Annotated in this window: 20 protein-coding genes and 1 other RNA gene; 2 read left to right on the top strand and 19 right to left on the bottom strand. The window is 48.0% G+C overall.

Going from position 1 to position 18,801, the window contains the following annotated elements; translation table 11 throughout:
* Positions 1-484 precede the first annotated feature (484 nt).
* The 16 genes from mltG to LCM00_RS05720 all read right to left on the bottom strand — a co-directional run bounded on the left by mltG (position 485) and on the right by LCM00_RS05720 (position 15,210).
* Positions 485-1,612 (bottom strand): endolytic transglycosylase MltG, encoded by a 1,128-nt coding sequence (mltG, locus tag LCM00_RS05795; protein ID WP_224898821.1) that lies wholly within the window; start codon positions 1,610-1,612, stop codon positions 485-487.
* 199 nt (positions 1,613-1,811) lie between these two features.
* Complete coding sequence (locus LCM00_RS05790; protein ID WP_009791701.1) at positions 1,812-2,099, bottom strand: DUF1292 domain-containing protein; 288 nt, start codon at positions 2,097-2,099, stop codon at positions 1,812-1,814.
* 12 nt (positions 2,100-2,111) lie between these two features.
* Entirely contained in the window at positions 2,112-2,528 is a 417-nt protein-coding gene (gene ruvX / locus LCM00_RS05785; protein ID WP_094766997.1) for a Holliday junction resolvase RuvX, read from the bottom strand.
* 6 nt (positions 2,529-2,534) lie between these two features.
* Complete coding sequence (locus tag LCM00_RS05780; RefSeq protein WP_009796225.1) at positions 2,535-2,801, bottom strand: IreB family regulatory phosphoprotein; 267 nt, start codon at positions 2,799-2,801, stop codon at positions 2,535-2,537.
* Between the two features lie 129 nt (positions 2,802-2,930).
* The gene (alaS, locus tag LCM00_RS05775) at positions 2,931-5,564 is read right to left on the bottom strand and encodes an alanine--tRNA ligase (RefSeq protein ID WP_224898817.1); all 2,634 of its coding nucleotides are present in this window, start codon (positions 5,562-5,564) and stop codon (positions 2,931-2,933) included.
* Positions 5,565-5,981: 417 nt separating this feature from the next.
* Positions 5,982-7,052, bottom strand: a complete 1,071-nt coding sequence (locus LCM00_RS05770) for an AI-2E family transporter (RefSeq protein WP_224898813.1) — start codon at positions 7,050-7,052, stop codon at positions 5,982-5,984.
* 73 nt (positions 7,053-7,125) lie between these two features.
* Positions 7,126-7,260 carry a YrzQ family protein gene (locus LCM00_RS05765; protein ID WP_224898809.1) on the bottom strand — a complete coding sequence of 45 codons (135 nt, stop codon included), beginning with the start codon at positions 7,258-7,260 and terminating at the stop codon, positions 7,126-7,128.
* 17 nt (positions 7,261-7,277) lie between these two features.
* Complete coding sequence (locus tag LCM00_RS05760; protein WP_009796221.1) at positions 7,278-7,469, bottom strand: hypothetical protein; 192 nt, start codon at positions 7,467-7,469, stop codon at positions 7,278-7,280.
* Between the two features lie 55 nt (positions 7,470-7,524).
* On the bottom strand, positions 7,525-7,998 hold the full coding sequence (locus tag LCM00_RS05755; protein WP_129612096.1) for a PRC-barrel domain-containing protein: 474 nt from the start codon (positions 7,996-7,998) through the stop codon (positions 7,525-7,527).
* 121 nt (positions 7,999-8,119) lie between these two features.
* A complete protein-coding gene (locus LCM00_RS05750; RefSeq protein WP_224898806.1) occupies positions 8,120-8,281 on the bottom strand; it encodes a hypothetical protein in 162 nt (53 codons plus the stop codon).
* A 59-nt stretch (positions 8,282-8,340) separates the two neighbouring features.
* Positions 8,341-10,770 carry an SF1B family DNA helicase RecD2 gene (gene recD2, locus LCM00_RS05745; RefSeq protein WP_224898803.1) on the bottom strand — a complete coding sequence of 810 codons (2,430 nt, stop codon included), beginning with the start codon at positions 10,768-10,770 and terminating at the stop codon, positions 8,341-8,343.
* A gap of 43 nt (positions 10,771-10,813) precedes the next feature.
* Complete coding sequence (locus tag LCM00_RS05740) at positions 10,814-11,464, bottom strand: tetratricopeptide repeat protein (protein WP_224898800.1); 651 nt, start codon at positions 11,462-11,464, stop codon at positions 10,814-10,816.
* A 201-nt stretch (positions 11,465-11,665) separates the two neighbouring features.
* Complete coding sequence (gene mnmA / locus LCM00_RS05735) at positions 11,666-12,778, bottom strand: tRNA 2-thiouridine(34) synthase MnmA (protein ID WP_224898797.1); 1,113 nt, start codon at positions 12,776-12,778, stop codon at positions 11,666-11,668.
* 87 nt (positions 12,779-12,865) lie between these two features.
* Entirely contained in the window at positions 12,866-14,008 is a 1,143-nt protein-coding gene (locus LCM00_RS05730; RefSeq protein ID WP_224898794.1) for a cysteine desulfurase family protein, read from the bottom strand.
* A gap of 93 nt (positions 14,009-14,101) precedes the next feature.
* Complete coding sequence (gene cymR / locus LCM00_RS05725) at positions 14,102-14,521, bottom strand: cysteine metabolism transcriptional regulator CymR (protein WP_224898791.1); 420 nt, start codon at positions 14,519-14,521, stop codon at positions 14,102-14,104.
* Positions 14,518-15,210, bottom strand: coding sequence for a YczE/YyaS/YitT family protein (locus tag LCM00_RS05720; protein WP_224898789.1), 693 nt, complete (start codon positions 15,208-15,210; stop codon positions 14,518-14,520). The genes cymR and LCM00_RS05720 overlap by 4 nt, the downstream gene beginning before the upstream one ends.
* Positions 15,211-15,456: 246 nt before the next feature.
* On the opposite strand from LCM00_RS05720, the gene LCM00_RS05715 reads away from it, so the two are divergent.
* Complete coding sequence (locus LCM00_RS05715; protein ID WP_224898787.1) at positions 15,457-16,728, top strand: replication-associated recombination protein A; 1,272 nt, start codon at positions 15,457-15,459, stop codon at positions 16,726-16,728.
* A 112-nt stretch (positions 16,729-16,840) separates the two neighbouring features.
* On the top strand, positions 16,841-17,323 hold the full coding sequence (locus LCM00_RS05710; RefSeq protein WP_224898784.1) for a hypothetical protein: 483 nt from the start codon (positions 16,841-16,843) through the stop codon (positions 17,321-17,323).
* 17 nt (positions 17,324-17,340) lie between these two features.
* On the opposite strand, the gene LCM00_RS05705 is transcribed toward LCM00_RS05710, so the two are convergent.
* The 3 genes from LCM00_RS05705 to ssrS form a co-directional block, all read right to left on the bottom strand.
* Complete coding sequence (locus tag LCM00_RS05705) at positions 17,341-17,568, bottom strand: hypothetical protein (RefSeq protein WP_224898782.1); 228 nt, start codon at positions 17,566-17,568, stop codon at positions 17,341-17,343.
* 51 nt (positions 17,569-17,619) lie between these two features.
* Positions 17,620-18,384 carry a tRNA threonylcarbamoyladenosine dehydratase gene (locus tag LCM00_RS05700; protein WP_148973684.1) on the bottom strand — a complete coding sequence of 255 codons (765 nt, stop codon included), beginning with the start codon at positions 18,382-18,384 and terminating at the stop codon, positions 17,620-17,622.
* A gap of 208 nt (positions 18,385-18,592) precedes the next feature.
* A non-coding RNA gene (gene ssrS, locus LCM00_RS05695) (6S RNA) lies at positions 18,593-18,780 on the bottom strand.
* Between the last annotated feature and the right edge of the window lie 21 nt (positions 18,781-18,801).

The raw sequence follows: 18,801 nt of genomic DNA, 5'->3' as shown, positions 1-18,801 counted from the left end.
TTTTCCGGCCCTGTCCCTCACCTTAAGCCAATCAGTTCAAAAGGTTAAAGAACAACATTCTGCCCTGCTTGTCTTATGCTTGAGGCCCACAGGATGTGGGTCATGCAGACGTTGCCACAGGACGTGGCGTTATTAGTCTGCGTTCCTCTATCGAGCAAGGCTTTTCCGCTTTTCTCATTGTCCAGCTCCGGCTCCTAGGTGCTCGAGTCATAAGTCACTTTGGAACCGAAGGTAAAGGACACCTTCAATTCCAAAGCGCCTTATGCTTGCCGCACCTAACCAGTCGCCTCCGCTTTTCTCATTGTCCAGCTCCAAAGCCTAGCCCCTCGAGTCATAAGCCAATCAGGCCAAAAGGTTAAAGAACAACCTTCCGTCCTGCTTGTCTTATGCTTGAGGCCCACAGGATGTGGGTCATGCAGACTTTGCCACAGGACGTGGCGTTATTAGTCTGCGTTCCTCTATCGAGCAAGGCTTTTCCGCTTTTCTATTTTATATGTTCTGCTTTCTTCTCATTATGCTCATCAAGCGTGTTGGAGAATAGGACTTCTCCCTCCGGGGTGGCAAGGAAGTATAGGAAATCCGTGTCTTCCGGGTTAAGGGCCGCTTCAATTGACATGGTGCCCGCGTTGGCGATCGGGCCAGGGGTCAATCCGGTATTTTTATACGTATTATACGGCGAGTCCACTTCAAGGTCCTTATAAAGGACTCTGGATTTGTGCTCGCCCTTTGCATAAAGGACTGTCGGGTCAGTCTGCAGCGGCATGCCCTCTTCAATCCTGTTGTAGAATACGCTTGCGATTTTATTGCGGTCCACCTGCTGTGTAGCCTCTTCCTCGATAAGGGAAGCCATTGTCAGGAGCTGATGCGGTGTCATATTCTGCTCTTCTGCCTGGGGGATGTACTGGGCCAGCACCTCTCTTGTCTTATCGAGCATAACCTTTACAATCTCTTCTAATGATGGATCTTCTTTATAAAATGGGTATGTTGCAGGGAAAAGATATCCTTCCAGCGGATATTTGATATTTTCATTCAGAATTTCTTCTGTCAGCACCTCTGGATATTGTTCCATCAAAGTGCTGATGAATTCCTTATCATTAAGCTTGGCAAAAACATCCTCCTGCTTCTGCCCGGTTTGATCCGCAATAATACCGGATATCTGGTCAAGCTGAATGCCTTCAGGGACAGCCAGTTTAAACACGGCTTCCTGAACCACCTTTCCAGTCTTCAAGCTTTCGATAATCTCCGGGATCGTCATCGACGGATTCAGAGGATAATCCCCTGCCATGAATCCGGACTCGTTTTTAAGCTTGACATAATACTTGAAGACGCGGGCATCTTTAATAAGCCCTTTATCTTCCAGCAGCCGAGCGATCTCGCCAACGGAAGATCCGATCGGCACTTCAACGGGAATCTTCTTCTTGTTGTCCGGATCAGTTGGCTCGAGTGCCGACTTTATGTAAAAATAGCCTCCTCCGGCAACCAGACCGACTGTAAGCACAAGGACAGCCGCTATGATCAGCACAATTTTGCGGACTACCTTTGCCTCATTCTGGCGCTCCAGCATCTTTTGCCGAATCAGGTCTTTTTTAGAATTCTTTTCTTCAGCAGACATCTAATCCCCCTCAGTGTACAGGATTCTAAGGCTGTTTGGCCTGTTCCTTTATATATAATCTCGCATTATTATACTATACTTTCAAAATCAGCGTGCGAAATTTAGCGAAAAACCGGAAATTTTCCACTCTTTTCCTTAAAATAACCAGTTTTCCTAAAGACAGAAAAAAACCGGCCCCTCTTAAGGACCGGTTAAGCTCTTATTCTTCGCCTTCTTCTTCATCAAGGAAGGTATTGAGCATTTCCTCAATCATATCCCACTCTTCGTCTGTTTCAACCGGCAGCAGGTCGCCTTCTTCACTTTCCCCAGGCACATATGCAGAAGCATGGATCTCGATGTCATCCTGATCATCTTCATCTGCTCCTACAGGATAGTATAATACGTAAGACTTGCCAAATTCCTCAGAGTCGAATGTGAAGAGCACCTCACATAATTGTTCGTTGCCGTCTTCATCTACGATTGTAATGTTCTTTTCTCCGTGTTCCATTATGCCACCTCATCATTTCCGGCTGTCCAGGTATCCTTGAAGGATCATGGAAGCAGCCATTTTATCGATTACTTTTTTCCTTTTTTTCCTGCTTACATCAGCTTCAAGCAGAACCCGTTCTGCTGCCATTGTAGTCAGGCGTTCATCCCAAAGGACAACAGGGAGCCCGAACAGCCTTTCAAGCTCGCCCGCAAAAAACTGGCTTGCTTCTCCCCGGGGACCGATCGTCCCGTTCATGTTCTTCGGGAGGCCTACCACAATGGTGCTGACATCGTACTCTTTAATTATTTTACCTAATTGATCAAAACCAAACTCTTTTTCTTCTTCATTTATGCGGATGGTCTCCAATCCCTGCGCAGTCCAGCCAAGTTCATCGCTCAGCGCTACGCCTACAGTCTTGGAACCCACATCCAGCCCCATGCTTCTCATAATAGTCTATCCCTCTCGCTGCTGCTTTAAATACGATTTGACCAATTCTTCGATTATCTCGTCCCGTTCAAGTTTGCGGATGATATTTCGTGCATCTTTATGGCGCGGGATGTATGCAGGATCTCCTGAAAGAAGGTACCCGACAATCTGGTTAATGGGGTTGTACCCTTTTTCTTGAAGTGCTTCATAGACTTGCAGAAGAACATCATTTACATCATGTTCAAATGGCTCCTCAGGAAAATTGAATCTCATTGTCTTATCAAATGAGCTCATCACATTACACCTCGCTTTTCTGCATTGCGGCCGGAGCCGGCACATCTGCCAAGAAGCTTGTACCGGCTTTTCGGCCCCGCACAGCAAATGTTAATAGTTACCTACATTCTACACTACTTTCAAACGATATCAAACGGATTTTACCCATTCTTCCACAAATTGAAGCGCACTTTCCAGTTTTTCAGGATCTTTTCCGCCCGCCTGTGCCATATCCGGACGGCCGCCGCCTCCTCCGCCGCAGCGTGCTGCCACCTCTTTGATGACTTTGCCGGCATGATAGCCTTTTTCAATATAGTCCTTTGTCACAGCTGCGATGAGATTTACTTTCCCTTCATTCACACTGCCAAGTACGACGACTGCTGAACCGAGCTTCTGCTTCAGGTCATCCGCCATATTGCGGAGGTTGTTCATATCTGCTGCCTGAACCTTTGCAGCCAGATAAGTGATCCCATTTTCTTCCTTCGCTTTTGAAACAAGGCTTCCAGCTTCAATATTGCCCAATTTGGCTGAAAGGGATTCATTTTCGCGCTGAAGCTGCCTCATTTCGCCGATAAGTGCATCCACCCTGGAAGCTACATCCCGCGGACTAGATTTCAGTGAAGCTGCAGCTTCAGACAGGATATTGACCTGTTCCTTAAGGAGCTTGTAGGCTGCTTCGCCAGTCGCTGCTTCAATCCTTCTTGTCCCGGCGCCTATTCCGCTTTCGGATACGATTTTGAACAATCCGATGGCCGACGTATTGCGGACATGGCATCCGCCGCAGAGCTCAAGGCTGTAATCGCCGACTTGGACCACCCTGACAATATCTCCGTATTTCTCGCCGAATAATGCCATGGCCCCCATTGCCTTCGCTTCATCGATCCCTTTATTCTCTATGACGACATTCAGGCTGTTCCAGATCTTTTCATTGACGATTTGTTCGATTTTTTCCAATTCATCTTCCTTCACTTGCCCAAAATGGGAGAAGTCAAAGCGGAGGCGGTCCGGACCTACGAGTGAGCCTGCCTGGTTTACATGTGTGCCAAGCACATCCTTAAGAGCCTGGTGCAGAAGGTGGGTAGCAGTATGGTTCTTAATAACTTTATTGCGGGAATCCGGGTCGACTTTCGCCGCGACGACGGCCCCGGCCTCAAGGATGCCGCTTTTCACGACTGCACTGTGCAGGTTCTGGCCGTTCGGCGCTTTTTGGACATCTTTAATAATGACCTTTACCCCATCGCCTTCAAGTACGCCTTTATCGGCAATCTGGCCGCCGCTTTCTGCATAGAAAGGCGTCTGGTCAAGAATCAGCTGCACTTCTTCGCCTGCCCCGGCTGCTTCGGCCACTTGCCCGTCCTTGATGATGACAGCGACGGCAGATTTTGTTTCAAGCCCCTCATAGCCGACGAACCGGCTTTCAGTTTTGATATCGCCAAGCACACCTTCCTGGACCTTCATAGAGCCGACGTCCTGGCGTGCTGTACGCGCGCGTTCACGCTGGCCTTCCATTTCAGCTTCAAAGCCGTCCTGGTCGATCTTCATGCCTTCTTCTTCGGCATATTCCTCTGTCAGTTCAACAGGGAAACCGTAAGTGTCATACAGGCGGAATACGTCTGTGCCCGGGATGGTATTGCTGCCTTTTTCTTTTTCCTTCTTAATAACAGATGAAAGGATGGAAAGGCCGTCATTCAAAGTCTCGTGGAAGCGCTCTTCTTCATTCTTGATGACCTTTTTGATGAATTCAGCCTTTTCCGTTACCTGCGGGTAGAAGTCTGCCATGATTTCTCCAACTACATCTACCAGTTCAAACATGAATGGGCGGTTAATATTGATCTGCTTTGCATAGCGGACTGCCCTGCGAAGGAGCCTGCGCAATACATACCCTCTGCCTTCATTGGAAGGCAGAGCGCCATCCCCGATTGCAAATGCAACTGTCCTGATATGGTCCGCAATTACCTTGAACGCTGTATCCTGTTCATTGCTTTCCCCATACTTGCTTCCAGAAATCTTCTCTACTGCATGGATGATCGGCATGAACAGGTCTGTATCAAAGTTTGTTGCAACATTCTGGACAACAGATGCCATCCGCTCAAGTCCCATGCCTGTATCGATGTTCTTCTTCGGAAGCGGTGTGTAGGTGCCGTCCGGATTATGGTTGAACTCGGAGAATACCAGGTTCCAAACCTCAAGGTAACGCTCGTTTTCCCCGCCAGGATACAGCTCAGGATCGTTATGATCATCACCGTACTCTGGTCCCCGGTCATAGAAAATTTCGGTATTCGGGCCGCTTGGGCCTTCCCCGATATCCCAGAAGTTGCCCTCAAGACGGATGATCCTTTCTTCCGGCACTCCAATTTTTTTCGTCCAGATGCTGAAGGCTTCTTCATCTTCAGGATGGATGGTGATTGACAGCTTTTCTTTGTCAAATCCGATCCAGCGCTCATCCGTCAGGAACTCCCATGCCCAGTCGATTGCTTCTTCCTTGAAATAATCGCCGATCGAGAAGTTCCCCAGCATTTCAAAGAAAGTGTGGTGGCGCGCAGTTTTGCCGACATTCTCAATATCATTTGTCCGGATTGACTTTTGGGCGTTAGTGATCCTAGGGTTTTCCGGTATCACCCTGCCGTCAAAATACTTTTTCAAAGTCGCCACACCGCTGTTGATCCATAGCAATGATGGATCATCGTGGGGCACAAGAGGCGCACTCGGCTCTACAGAATGGCCTTTTTCCTTGAAAAATTCCAAAAACAGCCGGCGTATTTCTGAACCTGTAAGATTTCTCATTAGAATTTCCTCCTGATCTTATTTTGCCGCCCATTGCTTTATAAGCAGAGCAGCTAAGAAGTCTAAAAAACAACAAAAAAAGCCCTCATCCCTGGACAGGGACGAGAGCTTGCTCGCGGTACCACCCTGATTACGAAAGTAAACTTTCGTCTCTCAAGCTCCTTAACGCGGAGAACGGCAGGGATTAGCTGCACTCAGGATTAGCGTTCTGTTATTCTTCATCCGGAATCCTTTCAGCCGCGGAATTCCTCTCTGGTGCACCCCTAAAAAAGAGATGCCAGGATGGTCTATAACATACTCGATCCTTCTTCATGTTGTTCTTATCTTCAATTATCGTATAGTCGCATTATACTGATATGAAAATTGATTTGTCAATCTGTTCTTTTCGGGCGGCTCCATTTTCATCCTGCCGCCAGGCTATTCGGCTGCCGGTCTTGATGCAAAATGCCTTCTCGCATGGATGGCGCCTACTTTAAGGACGGCCAGTACCGGAACAGCCAATATAAGGCCGGCAACACCGGCAATTTCCCCTCCTGCCAGCAGGGAAAACATGATGAGGAGCGGATGCATATGCAGGCTTTTGCCTACAATCAGCGGAGACAGGATGTTTCCTTCCAGGAATTGAAGCACCATGACGATGACTGCAGCAAAAATGATCATTTTCACTGACATGGTAGAAGCAATCAGTACAGCCGGCACCGCCCCGATGATCGGGCCGAAATACGGGATTACATTTGTCGCCCCGATGATTGCGCCTAATAGAAGCGGATATTTTATGCCGGCAATCCAGAAGAACAGGGAACTCAATGCACCGATGACTGCACATACAAGCAGCTGTCCCCGTATATAGCTTCCCAACGATTTGTCAGCATCCCGCAGGAACAGGCTTCCGCTTTCCCTCCATTTTTTTGGCGTGAGATACCAGACGGCTTTCTTCATCAGGAGAAAGTCCTTCAGCATATAAAAGGATATAAACGGAATAATGATAAGAATCAAAGCAAAGTTCAGGATAGCCCCGGCAAATGCCATTGCCCTTGAGAGCAGCCTGTCAAGAGATGCTTCGAGAGACTGGATTCCTTCATCAAGCCTAAGCTGCACCGGCTCAGGCCATTGGGACGTCTTTGCCTGAAGAAGAAGGAGCCACTCCCGGTACTGGTCGGCCAGCTGCGGAGCATGCTCCGCCAGATCCCTGATCTGGACTATAATGGCCGGAAGCCCTTTGTACAGCGCATAGCCTGCTCCCCCGAAGAACAGGGTATAAATGATAATCACTGCCAGCCCGCGGTGGAGGCCTGCTTCATGGAGCCGCTCAACTACCGGATGAAGGAGATATGTAATAAACGCTGCAGCTGCAAATGGAAAGATAATAATGAAAAGCGTCCTGATGATTGGAAGCCATAACGGCTGAAGCTTTAAAAATGTGAATAAGACAATGAAAAGCAGCAGAAGGAAACCAAGCCTGTAAAACCATTTCAACCGGATATCCATTTTTCCCACCTCTTTTGTAGTGTGAAGCAGGAAGCTTAAAATATGCAAAAATCCCCCGGAATGGGGGATAGAATCATGAAAATGAACGGACAATACTTTTCTGCAGTTTCTTCATCTGCCTTGAAGACATGATATCATTTTTTTGTATATAACTTTGGGCTGCCATGCCGGCGCCGATGAGAAGAGCTGTTGTCATTAATCTGTTCATGCTGTCACCTCTTCATTTCATAGTATATAGCGGCGGTCATCTTCATCAAACAGGTCATCCAGGGAGCTCAAGGTCCCGTCTTCCTCTACCTGATGGGTGCTGATGACTCCTTTTGACAAGGACAGCTCAATGAAGCAGCTCCAGCAGTAATATTGGTTGATGCCGATTTTTCCAATATCTTTGCTTTGGCAGTTAGGGCATTTTAACATATGAAGGACACCTCGCATTGTTTGGCAAGCCAGCCTGTTCAGAAAGAGCAAACGGCTATTTCTTAGCGTTAACAATGATGGCATCCTTTCCAAATGCAGGCGGTTCATCTGAATTGACTACCTTTTTTCCTTCGGTTATATCCGAAAAGAAGCCATCTGATAACTCATACCCTACAATGGTGCCCAATTCTTCCAGAAAATATACATCCTCCAAAAGGCCGAGCTGCTCCCCTTCACGGGAAATCATCATCTTACCGCAGATCCGATGCTGATTTTCAAAGGTATACCCGGAAAGGCGTTTAACCGGAGAAAGCCCGGAAGCTGTTTTGATCATGACCCCGCCGCTGCCAAAGCTTGCAATGGATGCAAAGGGAATCAGAAAATTTTTCTTCAGGAATGCGCCTTTGCGGAGGAGAAGGCCGGTGATGCTGCCTTCCGGAGAAATGCATATATCATGCACTTCACCGACTGAAGCCCCGTTCTCCATGTCAAAGACAGGCATCCCTTTCAGCAAGGAAAAAGTCCGCAAAGATCGTCCCACCTTCCCGAACATTTATTATTGTCTGCTCCCGCCCTTGAATTATTAAGCAAAAAATTTACCTGAATAACAGAAAAAAACCTGTCAGGCACTATGCCGGACAGGTCTATTCTCATTCTTTTTCAGCTCTTTCAATGAATTCATTTCTTTCTCCGCCATCTGAAAGCTCTTCAGAAAATTGCAGTTCGTCACTGTTTCCGGTCAGCTCGGATGATTTCAGTTCTGCTGCGGGAAGATTATTGTTCGGAGCGCTTTCCTGATTCCATTTTCTCATTTGTGCACCTCTATGACTGAAATAGTGATATCTTTCAGTCTGTTCAGGAATCCGCCGGATTATGCTTTCTCTTCCAAAAAGTCATATGGGGTGATGGAGCCCATGCCAATCATTGGATCTGCATTCATGAGCTTAACCTCGTATGGAAGGTCTTCTCCCTCTTCGCCTGCTTCTTCCTGTCCAGCTTGTTCAGCCTGTTCAGGGGCTTCCCCCAGTGCATCCTGAAGCCGTTTTGTCAGCGAAGTCAGCCTTGCCTGTTCATCCGCCCTCTGTACCCCTGATCTCAAGGCTGATTCTTCCCCGCAAAGAATGAGAAACTGCCTGCTTCTCGTAATGGCTGTATAAATCAGGTTTCTTCTGAGCATGCGGTAATAGCTCCGGACGATCGGCATAATGACAATCGGAAACTCGCTTCCCTGTGATTTATGGACAGAGCAGCAGTAAGCAAGCGTAATCTGGCTGAGGTCCTGTCTCGTATAGGTTGCCTCGTTCCCATCAAAAGAAACAACGATCATATCCTGCTTTTCAGTGTTTTCCTTCGCATAAAAAACTGATACAATTTCGCCCATGTCTCCGTTAAATACGTTATTTTCCGGCTGGTTGACCAGCTGAAGGACCTTATCGCCAACCCTGTATTTCACATCGCCGAACGAAAGCTCTTTCCTGGTGCCATCAGGGTTGGGATTTAAAATTTCCTGCAGGATCTTATTCAGGTTATCAATTCCTGCCGGCCCCCTGTACATGGGAGCGAGAACCTGAATGTCTTTGGATCTGTAGCCTTTTTTCCTGGCATTCAGGACTACCTTTTCGACCACATCGGCAATTTGGGCAGGGCTGCACTTAAGGAATGATCTGTCAGCCTGCTGAACCGAGATATCATCAGGAAGACCGCCTTTCTTGATTTCATGCGCCAGCTCAATGATGGATGAGCCTTCTGCCTGCCGGTAAATATCTGTCAGCCTGACAGTAGGCACTTTTTCTGAAAGAAGAAGATCCTTCAGCACCTGGCCGGGTCCGACTGACGGCAGCTGGTCTTCATCTCCTACCAGGATGACCTGGATGTTTTCCGGCAAGGCCTTGAACAGCTTGTTCGCCAGCCAGATGTCTACCATGGAGGTTTCATCGACAATAAGGATTTTCCCTTCCAGGGGATTGTCTTCATGGTGGTCAAAGCCTTCGGTTCCATTCCAGCCGAGCAGCCTGTGGATCGTTACAGCAGGCAGACCGGTCGATTCGGACATCCTCTTGGCTGCCCTTCCTGTCGGGGCGGCCAGGAGAAACGGAAAAGGCTCTTCCTTTTTATAATCTTTTGGTTCCAGTGAGCAGCCATGCAGCTCAGCATACAGCTCGACTATGCCTTTAATGACTGTCGTCTTTCCAGTTCCCGGTCCCCCTGTCAGAATAAGCATCGGGCTCATCAGGGCAGTCTGGATCGCCTCCTTTTGTGAAGGGGCATACTGCACGCCTATCCTGTCCTCAAGGCTTCCAAGGGCAAGCAGGAACTCCGACTCAGGGAATTGTTCATCATACTCCGTCTGCTGCAGCAGCCGCTTGATGCTCGTTACAAGCCCTTTTTCAGCAAAATAAAGGGAAGGAAGATAAATCTGCTTATCTTCTGCCATGATCTTGCCTTCTTCTTCGAGCTTGATGACTTCCTGCGAAATGGAGCTGTATTCAATCTGATCGCGTTTATTTTCTTCAAGAAGGGCCCTCGCTTTTTCCAGGAGGGTGCGGGCGTGCACATAAACATTTCCGTTCTGCATGCTTTCTGTTTCCAGGATATACAGGCATGCCGCCTTGATGCGGTCGGGATGGCTCCCTGAAATGCCAAGCTGGTAGCCAAGCTCATCCGCCCTGCCGAAGCCGATGCCCTCAATATCCTCAACCAGCTTGTATGGATTGGTCTGCAGAAGCTGGACGGTCTCATCCTTGTACATCTGATAAATTTTCATGCTCAGCTGGGGGCCGAAGCCATACTGATTCAGTGCAATCATTGCCTGTTCCAGACCCTGGTGCTCCATGAGTGTGTCATAAAGGAGCTTTGCCTTTTCAGAAGGGAGTTTCGGGATCTCGTCAAGGAGGGAGGGCTGGTTAAGGATTCTGGAAATCGCATTCTCCCCAAGTTTATCTACGATAGATTCAGCCGTCTTTTTCCCGATGCCTTTAAAGAGCTCGCCGGAAAGATAACTGACTACGCCCTGCTTGGTCTGGGGGATATCCTTCCTGAAATGATTCGCCAGGAATTGAAGCCCGAATTTCGGATGCTCCTTGAATTCCCCGTAGAAAATATACGATTCATGGTCATGAACCTTTGGAAAATAGCCGGTGATGACTGCTTCCTTGTCTTCATATTCATGATTGGTCTCTTCGACCCGGATCCTGAGAACCGTATATAAATTTGATTCATTATGAAAAATGGTCACGAGATGCTTCCCTTTGATGAACTTGCCCTGTTCGGCAAACAGATCAAGAGAATCCTGCTTCTCCATATTTATTCCCCCTTCCTTAAAGCAGGCTGATTTCTTCGGTTTGTCAGCTTTTTTCAATCAATTTTTTGCCATATCCTGCAAGCATGTGATCCGGCTGGATTTCCAGTGCCTTATCGAACATAGAAAGCGCCTTTTCAGCTTCTTCCTTGAATCCATAGGCTACACCGAGATTGTAGTAACCGTCAGCATGATCTGGGTCAATTTCCACACAGCGGCTGAACTGGACGATTGCCTCGTCAATTAATTCCTGCTGGGCAAGGCATAGTCCATACTGGAAGTGTGCTTCAGCATCGTCCCCATTCAATTCAGTGCTTCTTTGCAGGTACGGCAGAGCCAGTCTGGCCTGATCCAGCTGCATTAGTGTGAGTCCGAGCATGAAATAGTTATCGGCTGATTCGAGCCCCTTTCTCATTGCCTGTTCAAACATATTTTTAGCAGAATCCAGCTGATCTGCTTCGAAATAAAGATTGCCTGCACTGTAATAGGCAGCAGCGGCATTTTCATCAATTTCAATGGCCTTTTCATAGAATTTAAGGGCTTGTTCGTTTTCCCCTGCTGCGGCGAGAACATTGCCTAAATTAATATAAGAAACAGGATCCGTGCCATTTTCACTGATAGCCTCCATAAAGACCTTGGCCGCTTCCTCCCATTTCCCTTCCCTCATAAGCTCGATTCCATGCTGATTTTTGTCCATATGAACCACTCTCCATCTATGTAATGCAAGGAGGCACGCACTGACAGCGTCCACCCTGTTCCTTAAAAAGCAAAACTGCACCATAAAGGCGTCTGCAGAAATTATATCATAATGATACGGCTGATTTCCGCTTGGGCAAAGCACCCTTACTATCCTTCATTCCAAAAGAAAGCCCCGATTCCAGCTGGACCGGGGCCTTGCTCAGCCGACATATGTCAGCATTTGTTCATTGTTGAATACACGGTCGATCGTTCCGCCTCCAAGGCAGACTTCGCCATCATAAAACACGACAGCCTGGCCTGGTGTAACAGCTCTGATAGGCGAATGGAAGGTTACCTTTGCCTGTCCATTCTCAAGCAGTGTGACCGTTACTTTATTATCCGGCTGGCGGTATCTGAATTTTGCCGTGCACTCAAAGGTTTCACCTGGCGCTTTTGAAACCCAGCTGACCTTGTCAGCAATGATTGAATCTGAGTAGAGCTTTTCATTGTCGAAGCCCTGCCCAACGTATAAAACATTGCGCTTCAGATCCTTCCCGATCACAAACCAGGGATCACCCGCACCGCCGATGCCAAGTCCATGGCGCTGGCCGATGGTATAGTACATCAAGCCATCATGCTTGCCGACCGTTTCGCCTTCCATCGTTTCCATGCTTCCAGGCTGGGCAGGCAGATAGTTGCCAAGGAACTCTTTAAAATTGCGTTCGCCAATAAAGCAAATGCCTGTACTGTCCTTCTTGGCAGCTGTGGCAAGACCCGCCTTCTTGGCAATTTCCCTGACCTCGGATTTCTCGATGCTGCCGATCGGGAACATGACCTTGGAAAGCTGCTCTTCAGTGAGCTGGTTCAAGAAGTAAGTCTGGTCTTTATTTTCATCAAGTCCGCGCAGCATCTTCACGCCATTTCCCCCATGCTCCACCCTCGCATAATGCCCTGTTGCGAGATAATCGGCGCCAAGGCTCAGCGCGTGCTCAAGAAACGCTTTGAATTTGATTTCCTTGTTGCACATCACATCAGGATTTGGCGTGCGGCCTGCTTTATATTCATCAAGAAAATACGTAAATACTTTATCCCAATACTGTTTTTCAAAATTGACAGCATAATAAGGGATGCCAATCTGGTTGCAGACCCTGATGACATCTTCATAGTCTTCTGTTGCGGTACAAACTCCGTTCTCGTCCGTATCGTCCCAGTTTTTCATAAAAATGCCGATAACATCATAGCCCTGCTCTTTAAGAAGCAGTGCGGCCACTGATGAATCGACACCTCCTGACATTCCGACGACTACCCGGGTATCTTTAGGAGATTTTGCCATCTTCCTCACCTCTCTTGTGTTTCGGCTTTTATCGTAAAGGAAGAGAAGTTTTTTCTCCCCTTTTGCTATTGCCAATAAACAGATAGCTTATTTCCTAAGCCTCTGGATGATTTTTGCCGTTTCTTCCCCGGCTTTTGCAATCTGCTCCACGGAATTTGTAAATCCGAAGCTGAAGCGGATTGAATTGGCCAGCCTGCCGGAATTCTTTCCAAACATGGCTACCAGGACATGCGACGGCTCGATCGATCCGGCTGTGCAGGCTGAGCCGCTTGATGCGGCTAGCCCTGCCAGATCGAGGTTGACGAGCATGCTTTCGACATTGGTTCCGGGAAAGCTTAAGTTTAAAACATGGGGGAGCGTCTTATCAAGTAATCCGTTCGGACAGAATTCCACACCGGCTTCCTCAAGCTTTGACATGAAGACCCGCTTAAATTCACGGTATTTCCGTACGCTTTCCTCCCTGTTTTCGGACACAATTGCAGCAGCTTCCTGAAAGCCGGCTATGGAAGCAACATTCTCTGTGCCTGCACGGCGCTTCCTTTCCTGCTCTCCGCCATACATCCTCGGTGAAAAAAGCTTTGCATCCTTGTTTTTGTAAAGGAAGCCGATCCCTTTTGGCCCATTGATTTTGTGTGCTGATACTGAAAGGAAGTCCACATTAAGTTCACTTACATCCAGTTTTTCCAGTCCGTATGCCTGGACAGCATCAGTATGGAAATAGGCAGGATGATCCTTGAGGAGGGCACCAATTGCCTTGATCGGCTGGATGGTCCCAACCTCGTTATTCCCGTACATTATCGTCACAAGAATCGTGTCATCCCTCAGTGCTTTCCGGACATCTTCCACTTTTATAATCCCAGTTTCATCTACAGGGAGATAGGTGACTTCAAAGCCCTGCTGTTCAAGCTGCCTGCAGGTATGGAGGACAGCATGATGCTCAATTTCCGTTGTGATGATATGCCCTCCGTCCGGGCGGCCTGCAGCAGTTCCAAGGATCGCCAGGTTATCAGCTTCCGTGCCCCCGCTCGTAAAGATAATATCAGCTGCATGCGCGCCGATGCTCCTGGCAAGGGATTCCCTTGCTTCATCAACAATATTCCGTGCACTTCTTCCATAATAATGGATGCTCGAAGGGTTCCCGAAATCTGACTGCATTACTTCAAGCATCCGCTCAATGACGCGCGGATGCATGGGAGAAGTTGCAGCATGATCAATATAAATTCTATCCAATCCATTCACCTTCTAATTGAATTCCTTTTATACAGCTATGCCCAGCTGTGTGTTTTTAAAATCATGCCCGCTGGCAAAAAGCAGGTGCCGGGACTAGATATAAAACATATAAGCATCAGATTCGCCGCTGTCTGTATGGTTTGCCAGATCCTCAAGCGTCGTGCTGTCGAGTACCTCCTTGACAGCATCCCTGATCCTCATCCAAAGCTCTCTTTTCGCAGGCTCTTCGTCTTCAATGCCTTCGACCGGGCTGATGGGCCCTTCAAGTACTCTGATGATATCGCCTGAAGTGATGTCGGCTGGCTCATGGCCCAGCACATATCCGCCATAGGCACCGCGAATGCTTCTGACGAGTCCGGCGTTGCGAAGCGGAGCAATCAGCTGCTCCAGATAGTGCTCTGAAAGGTCATTTGTCTGGGCGATAGACTTCAAGGAAGTCGGTCCTTCTCCATGCTTTTTAGCCAATTCAATCATAATAGTCAAGCCATAGCGGCCTTTAGTCGAAATCTTCATGAACTTGCACCTCGATCTTGTTCTTTTAATGAAGGAGCTCCAATGCCTCCCTTTTTGCTGCGCAGCTTTTCAAGCCATTTATCTGTCAATGTCTGGCATTGCGGCAGGGCAAGCCCTGCCAGCGGCCCGATGACTAGCGTATAAAGAATTGTCGCCCAGAAAATCGGTCCGCCGAGCAGCCAGCCTGCAGCCAGGACCAGCAGTTCCATGGCACCGCGGACATCGCGGATCTTCCAGCCCGTCTTAGCTGCCAGGGCAATCATCAGGCTGTCGCGCGGCCCTGCCCCGAATTGGGCGGAGATATAAAGCCCCATTCCATAAGCATTAATGATGATGCCAGCGCCAAGCATCACTATTTTTCCAGCCAGGCTGCCGGGAGTCTGCATGAAAGGCAGCATCATGTAAAAATCAATGAACACTCCGATTAAAAGCATATTCAGGAATGCCCCGAACTGGGGGATTTCCCCTGAAAGCAAGGCAGCAGCTGTCAGAATGACCAGCCCCACAATGATTGACCAGCTTCCGATCGTCAGGCCTGCCTGATAGAAAAGGCCGACATGGAGGACATCCCATGGTGTTGCCCCAAGCTCTGCCTTAATAAGGAGCACGATGCCAAGGGCCATAATGAGAAGGCCTGAAAAAAACACTGCAAAACGGGGCCACGTCTGCCCTTTTCTATTTCTTATCATTGGTTTCTTCTACTCCCTGTGCCAGAATGGCTTTTTATATTAAATTTTACCAAAATGCTTAGTAATTATATAGACTTTTGACATTATAGCATATTTTCCTGTCTTCATGCAGAAAGCCCCGCCCATCTGCATCCGCCAGGAGCTTTCCTTTTTCCTTTAGAAACCCATTTGCGGTACACTAATAATAAGAATCGGATCGGGAAACCGCTCATCCGCTATCAACTAAATTGGCTGGAGAGATGCATAATGAATACCAAGCCGCTTGCCTTCCGCATGAGGCCTAAATCAATTGATGAGATCATCGGCCAGGAGCACCTGGTCGGCGAGGGGAAAATCATATACAGAATGGTGAAGGCAAGGCAGCTTTCTTCCATGATCCTGTACGGGCCGCCGGGAATCGGTAAGACTTCGATAGCAAGCGCCATTGCCGGCAGCACACAATTTGCCTTCCGGACATTGAATGCTGTAACCAACAATAAAAAAGATATGGAGATTGTGGCTGCTGAAGCGAAAATGTCCGGTAAAGTCATTCTCCTCCTTGATGAGGTCCACCGCCTTGATAAAGCCAAGCAGGATTTTCTCCTTCCTTACCTGGAGAACGGGATGATCGTGCTGATCGGCGCCACAACGAGCAATCCTTACCATGCGATCAATCCCGCAATAAGGAGCCGCTGCCAAATCTTTGAGCTTAAGCCGCTTTCTGAAGAGGATATCAAGAAAAGTCTGCTCAGAGCCCTGCAGGACAAAGAAAACGGCTTTGGAAATGAAAAAGTCAAAATAGACGAAGAGGCCCTGTCCCATCTCGCTTCTTCTTCAAACGGGGACGTCCGCAGCTCCCTGAATGCTCTCGAGCTGGCTGTCCTGTCAACAGAAAAAGACGAAAATGGAGTCATCAGCATTTCTCTCGGTACTGCCGAAGAATGCCTGCAGCGAAAAAGCTTCGCCCATGATAAGGATGGGGATGCCCACTATGATGTGCTGTCAGGATTCCAGAAAAGCATACGAGGCAGCGATGTGAACGCCGCCCTTCATTATCTGGGACGGCTGATCGAAGCCGGGGATCTTGTGAGCATCAGCAGAAGGCTGCTTGTCATTGCCTATGAAGATATCGGGCTTGCCAGCCCCCAAGCCGGCGCACGGACGCTCGCTGCCATTGAAACCGCGGAGAGAATCGGATTTCCAGAGGCGCGTATACCCCTTGCCAACGCTGTCATAGAATTGTGCTTATCTCCGAAATCGAACTCAGCTTATTCTGCCCTTGATGCCGCACTTGCCGATATCCGTGCAGGAAAAAGCGGCGAAGTGCCGCAGCATCTGAAGGATGCCCATTACAAAGGGGCAAAAGAGCTTGGAAGAGGAATCGACTACAAATATCCGCATGATTATCCTGGCGGCTGGGTGAAGCAGCAGTACCTCCCCGATAAAATAAAAAATAAAACTTATTATGAACCTAAAACAACCGGGAAGTTTGAGCAGGCCCTCGCAGCTATTTATGAAAAACTCAATAAAAGCAAATGAATGACTCTTACCTCGCAGAGAGGGCTGTCCACACTCGGGGACAGCCCTTTTTGTTGAATAAGATCATTTGTGCAGGTGACGATAAAGGAATAACGGAAAAGGAGGACGGAGCATGACAGCCAAAAATAAAAAATGGACTGGCGACGAAGACCGGCTCCTGATGGAAGCAATGGAAGAAGGAACAAACCACGGACATACGAAACAGGCCTGCTATGAGGATGCCGCCCAAAAGCTTGCAAGAACGGCTACTGCCTGCAGGGCAAGGTATAATAGTCTGCTGAAATATCAGGACGCTCATTCTGTAAAGCAGGATAATCGTGAAGATTCTGCTCCTGGAGATATCCTGGACCTCAGCAAGGGAATAGCATTCCTTCAAAAGCTGCAGCCCTTAATTCCGCTCATAAATGAACAAAAAGAACTGCAGAGGGAATCGGCCAAACACGCAGAAAGAAACAAGCTCCTGATAAAGGAATTAGAAGACAAACATCTTAAATTTCAGGAATGCGTTCAGCAATATGAGGAAATGTTCGGGATACTAAAGGAAGCAGGGATCATGGCCGAGGAAGCCGGTGTTGCGGTTAAAGTAATTCATTGAAGTAAGGGCTATGCTTATTAATGGGGGCTGTTGATTTCCATTCCAGGCACTTCGCTTTCCGCGGGGCGGCGCTGAGCCTCCTCGTCGTACCTCCTGCGGGGTCTCAGCTCTGCCGCTGCAATCCCGCAGGAGTCTACGTGCCCTCCACTCCAATCAACAGGGCTTCTAGAACTAAATAGCGTCTTCTCAAGTATTATGCAAACCACCTGTTTTTTGTCCAGCAGTCTAACATTTTCTATTTCCATTACCTCTTAATTAAAAGAGCACTGCATCACTGCAGTGCTCTATCATGTGTCTTATTTATCATTCACCCTAACAATCTTAATATCCTTAAGCAGGTCCCTCACCACATAGCTTGCCATGACCAGTCCGGCTACAGAAGGAACAAATGCATTTGAGGAAGGCGGCATTTTCGCTTTGCGGATTTTGGCATCATCCTTGCCCACTTCCTTCCTTACCTCCTCACGGATCACAATCGGGCTTTCATCCGAAAACACAACCGGAATCCCCTTGCGGATCCCTTCCTTGCGCAGGCGGGTGCGGATCACCTTGGCAATCGGATCGGTATGCGTCTTGAAGATATCGGCAATCTGGAACCTGGTAGGATCCATTTTATTGGCTGCCCCCATGCTCGATATCATCGGGATATCCCTTTTCAGGCATTCCTTGATCAGGTGTATCTTATAAGAAATCGTATCACTGGCATCTACTACATAATCAAGCCCGTAAGCAAAAATCTCCTCATACGTTTCTTCTGTATAAAACATCTTTAAGGCAATCACTTCACAGTCAGGATTGATATCCTTGATGCGTTCCTTCATTAAATCCGCCTTCGGTCTGCCGACAGTCGAAACTAAAGCAATGATCTGGCGGTTAACATTGGTGATATCAACATCATCCTTATCAATCAGGATAAGCTTGCCGACTCCTGAGCGGGCCAGTGCTTCTGCAGCAAATGAGCCGACGCCTCCAATCCCAAGGACTGCCACCGTGCTGTTTTTCATTGTTTCAAGGCCTTCCTGGCCAATCGCAAGTTCATTTCGTGAAAATTGGTGCAGCATATATCTCAACTCCATTAAATTTATTTGAATAAATATGCCAGTATCAGGGACTTTTTTACCGCCTATGGCCCCTTATCTCTTATGTATCTATTACCCGATAATGAATATATCATACTTCTTTATAAAAACAAGTATTTCTATGGGAATTAGGGGCAGTGAACAATAAAAAAACCATGCCAGCCAGCATGGTTTATCATTCATATGTAGGAAGAGTCCCAATTGTGCCGTCGCCTTGGATGCCTTCGTTTTGAACCCGCACTCAGCAGGTGGGTGCCCTATTCCCGCTTTTGTAAGTCCCCTAAGCCAGAGGCATTTACGCCGCAAGGAAATCCGGGCTCCCGAAGGAATAATGTTAGGTCAAAATGTCAGGTGAAACAACGAACACATTAGGACTCTTCTGTTATTGATAGTATAGTA

The sequence above is a fragment of the Bacillus infantis genome, assembly GCF_020171945.1.
Lineage (GTDB): Bacteria > Bacillota > Bacilli > Bacillales > Cytobacillaceae > Bacillus_AB > Bacillus_AB infantis_A.
This window is presented reverse-complemented; position numbering and strand designations above follow the sequence as displayed.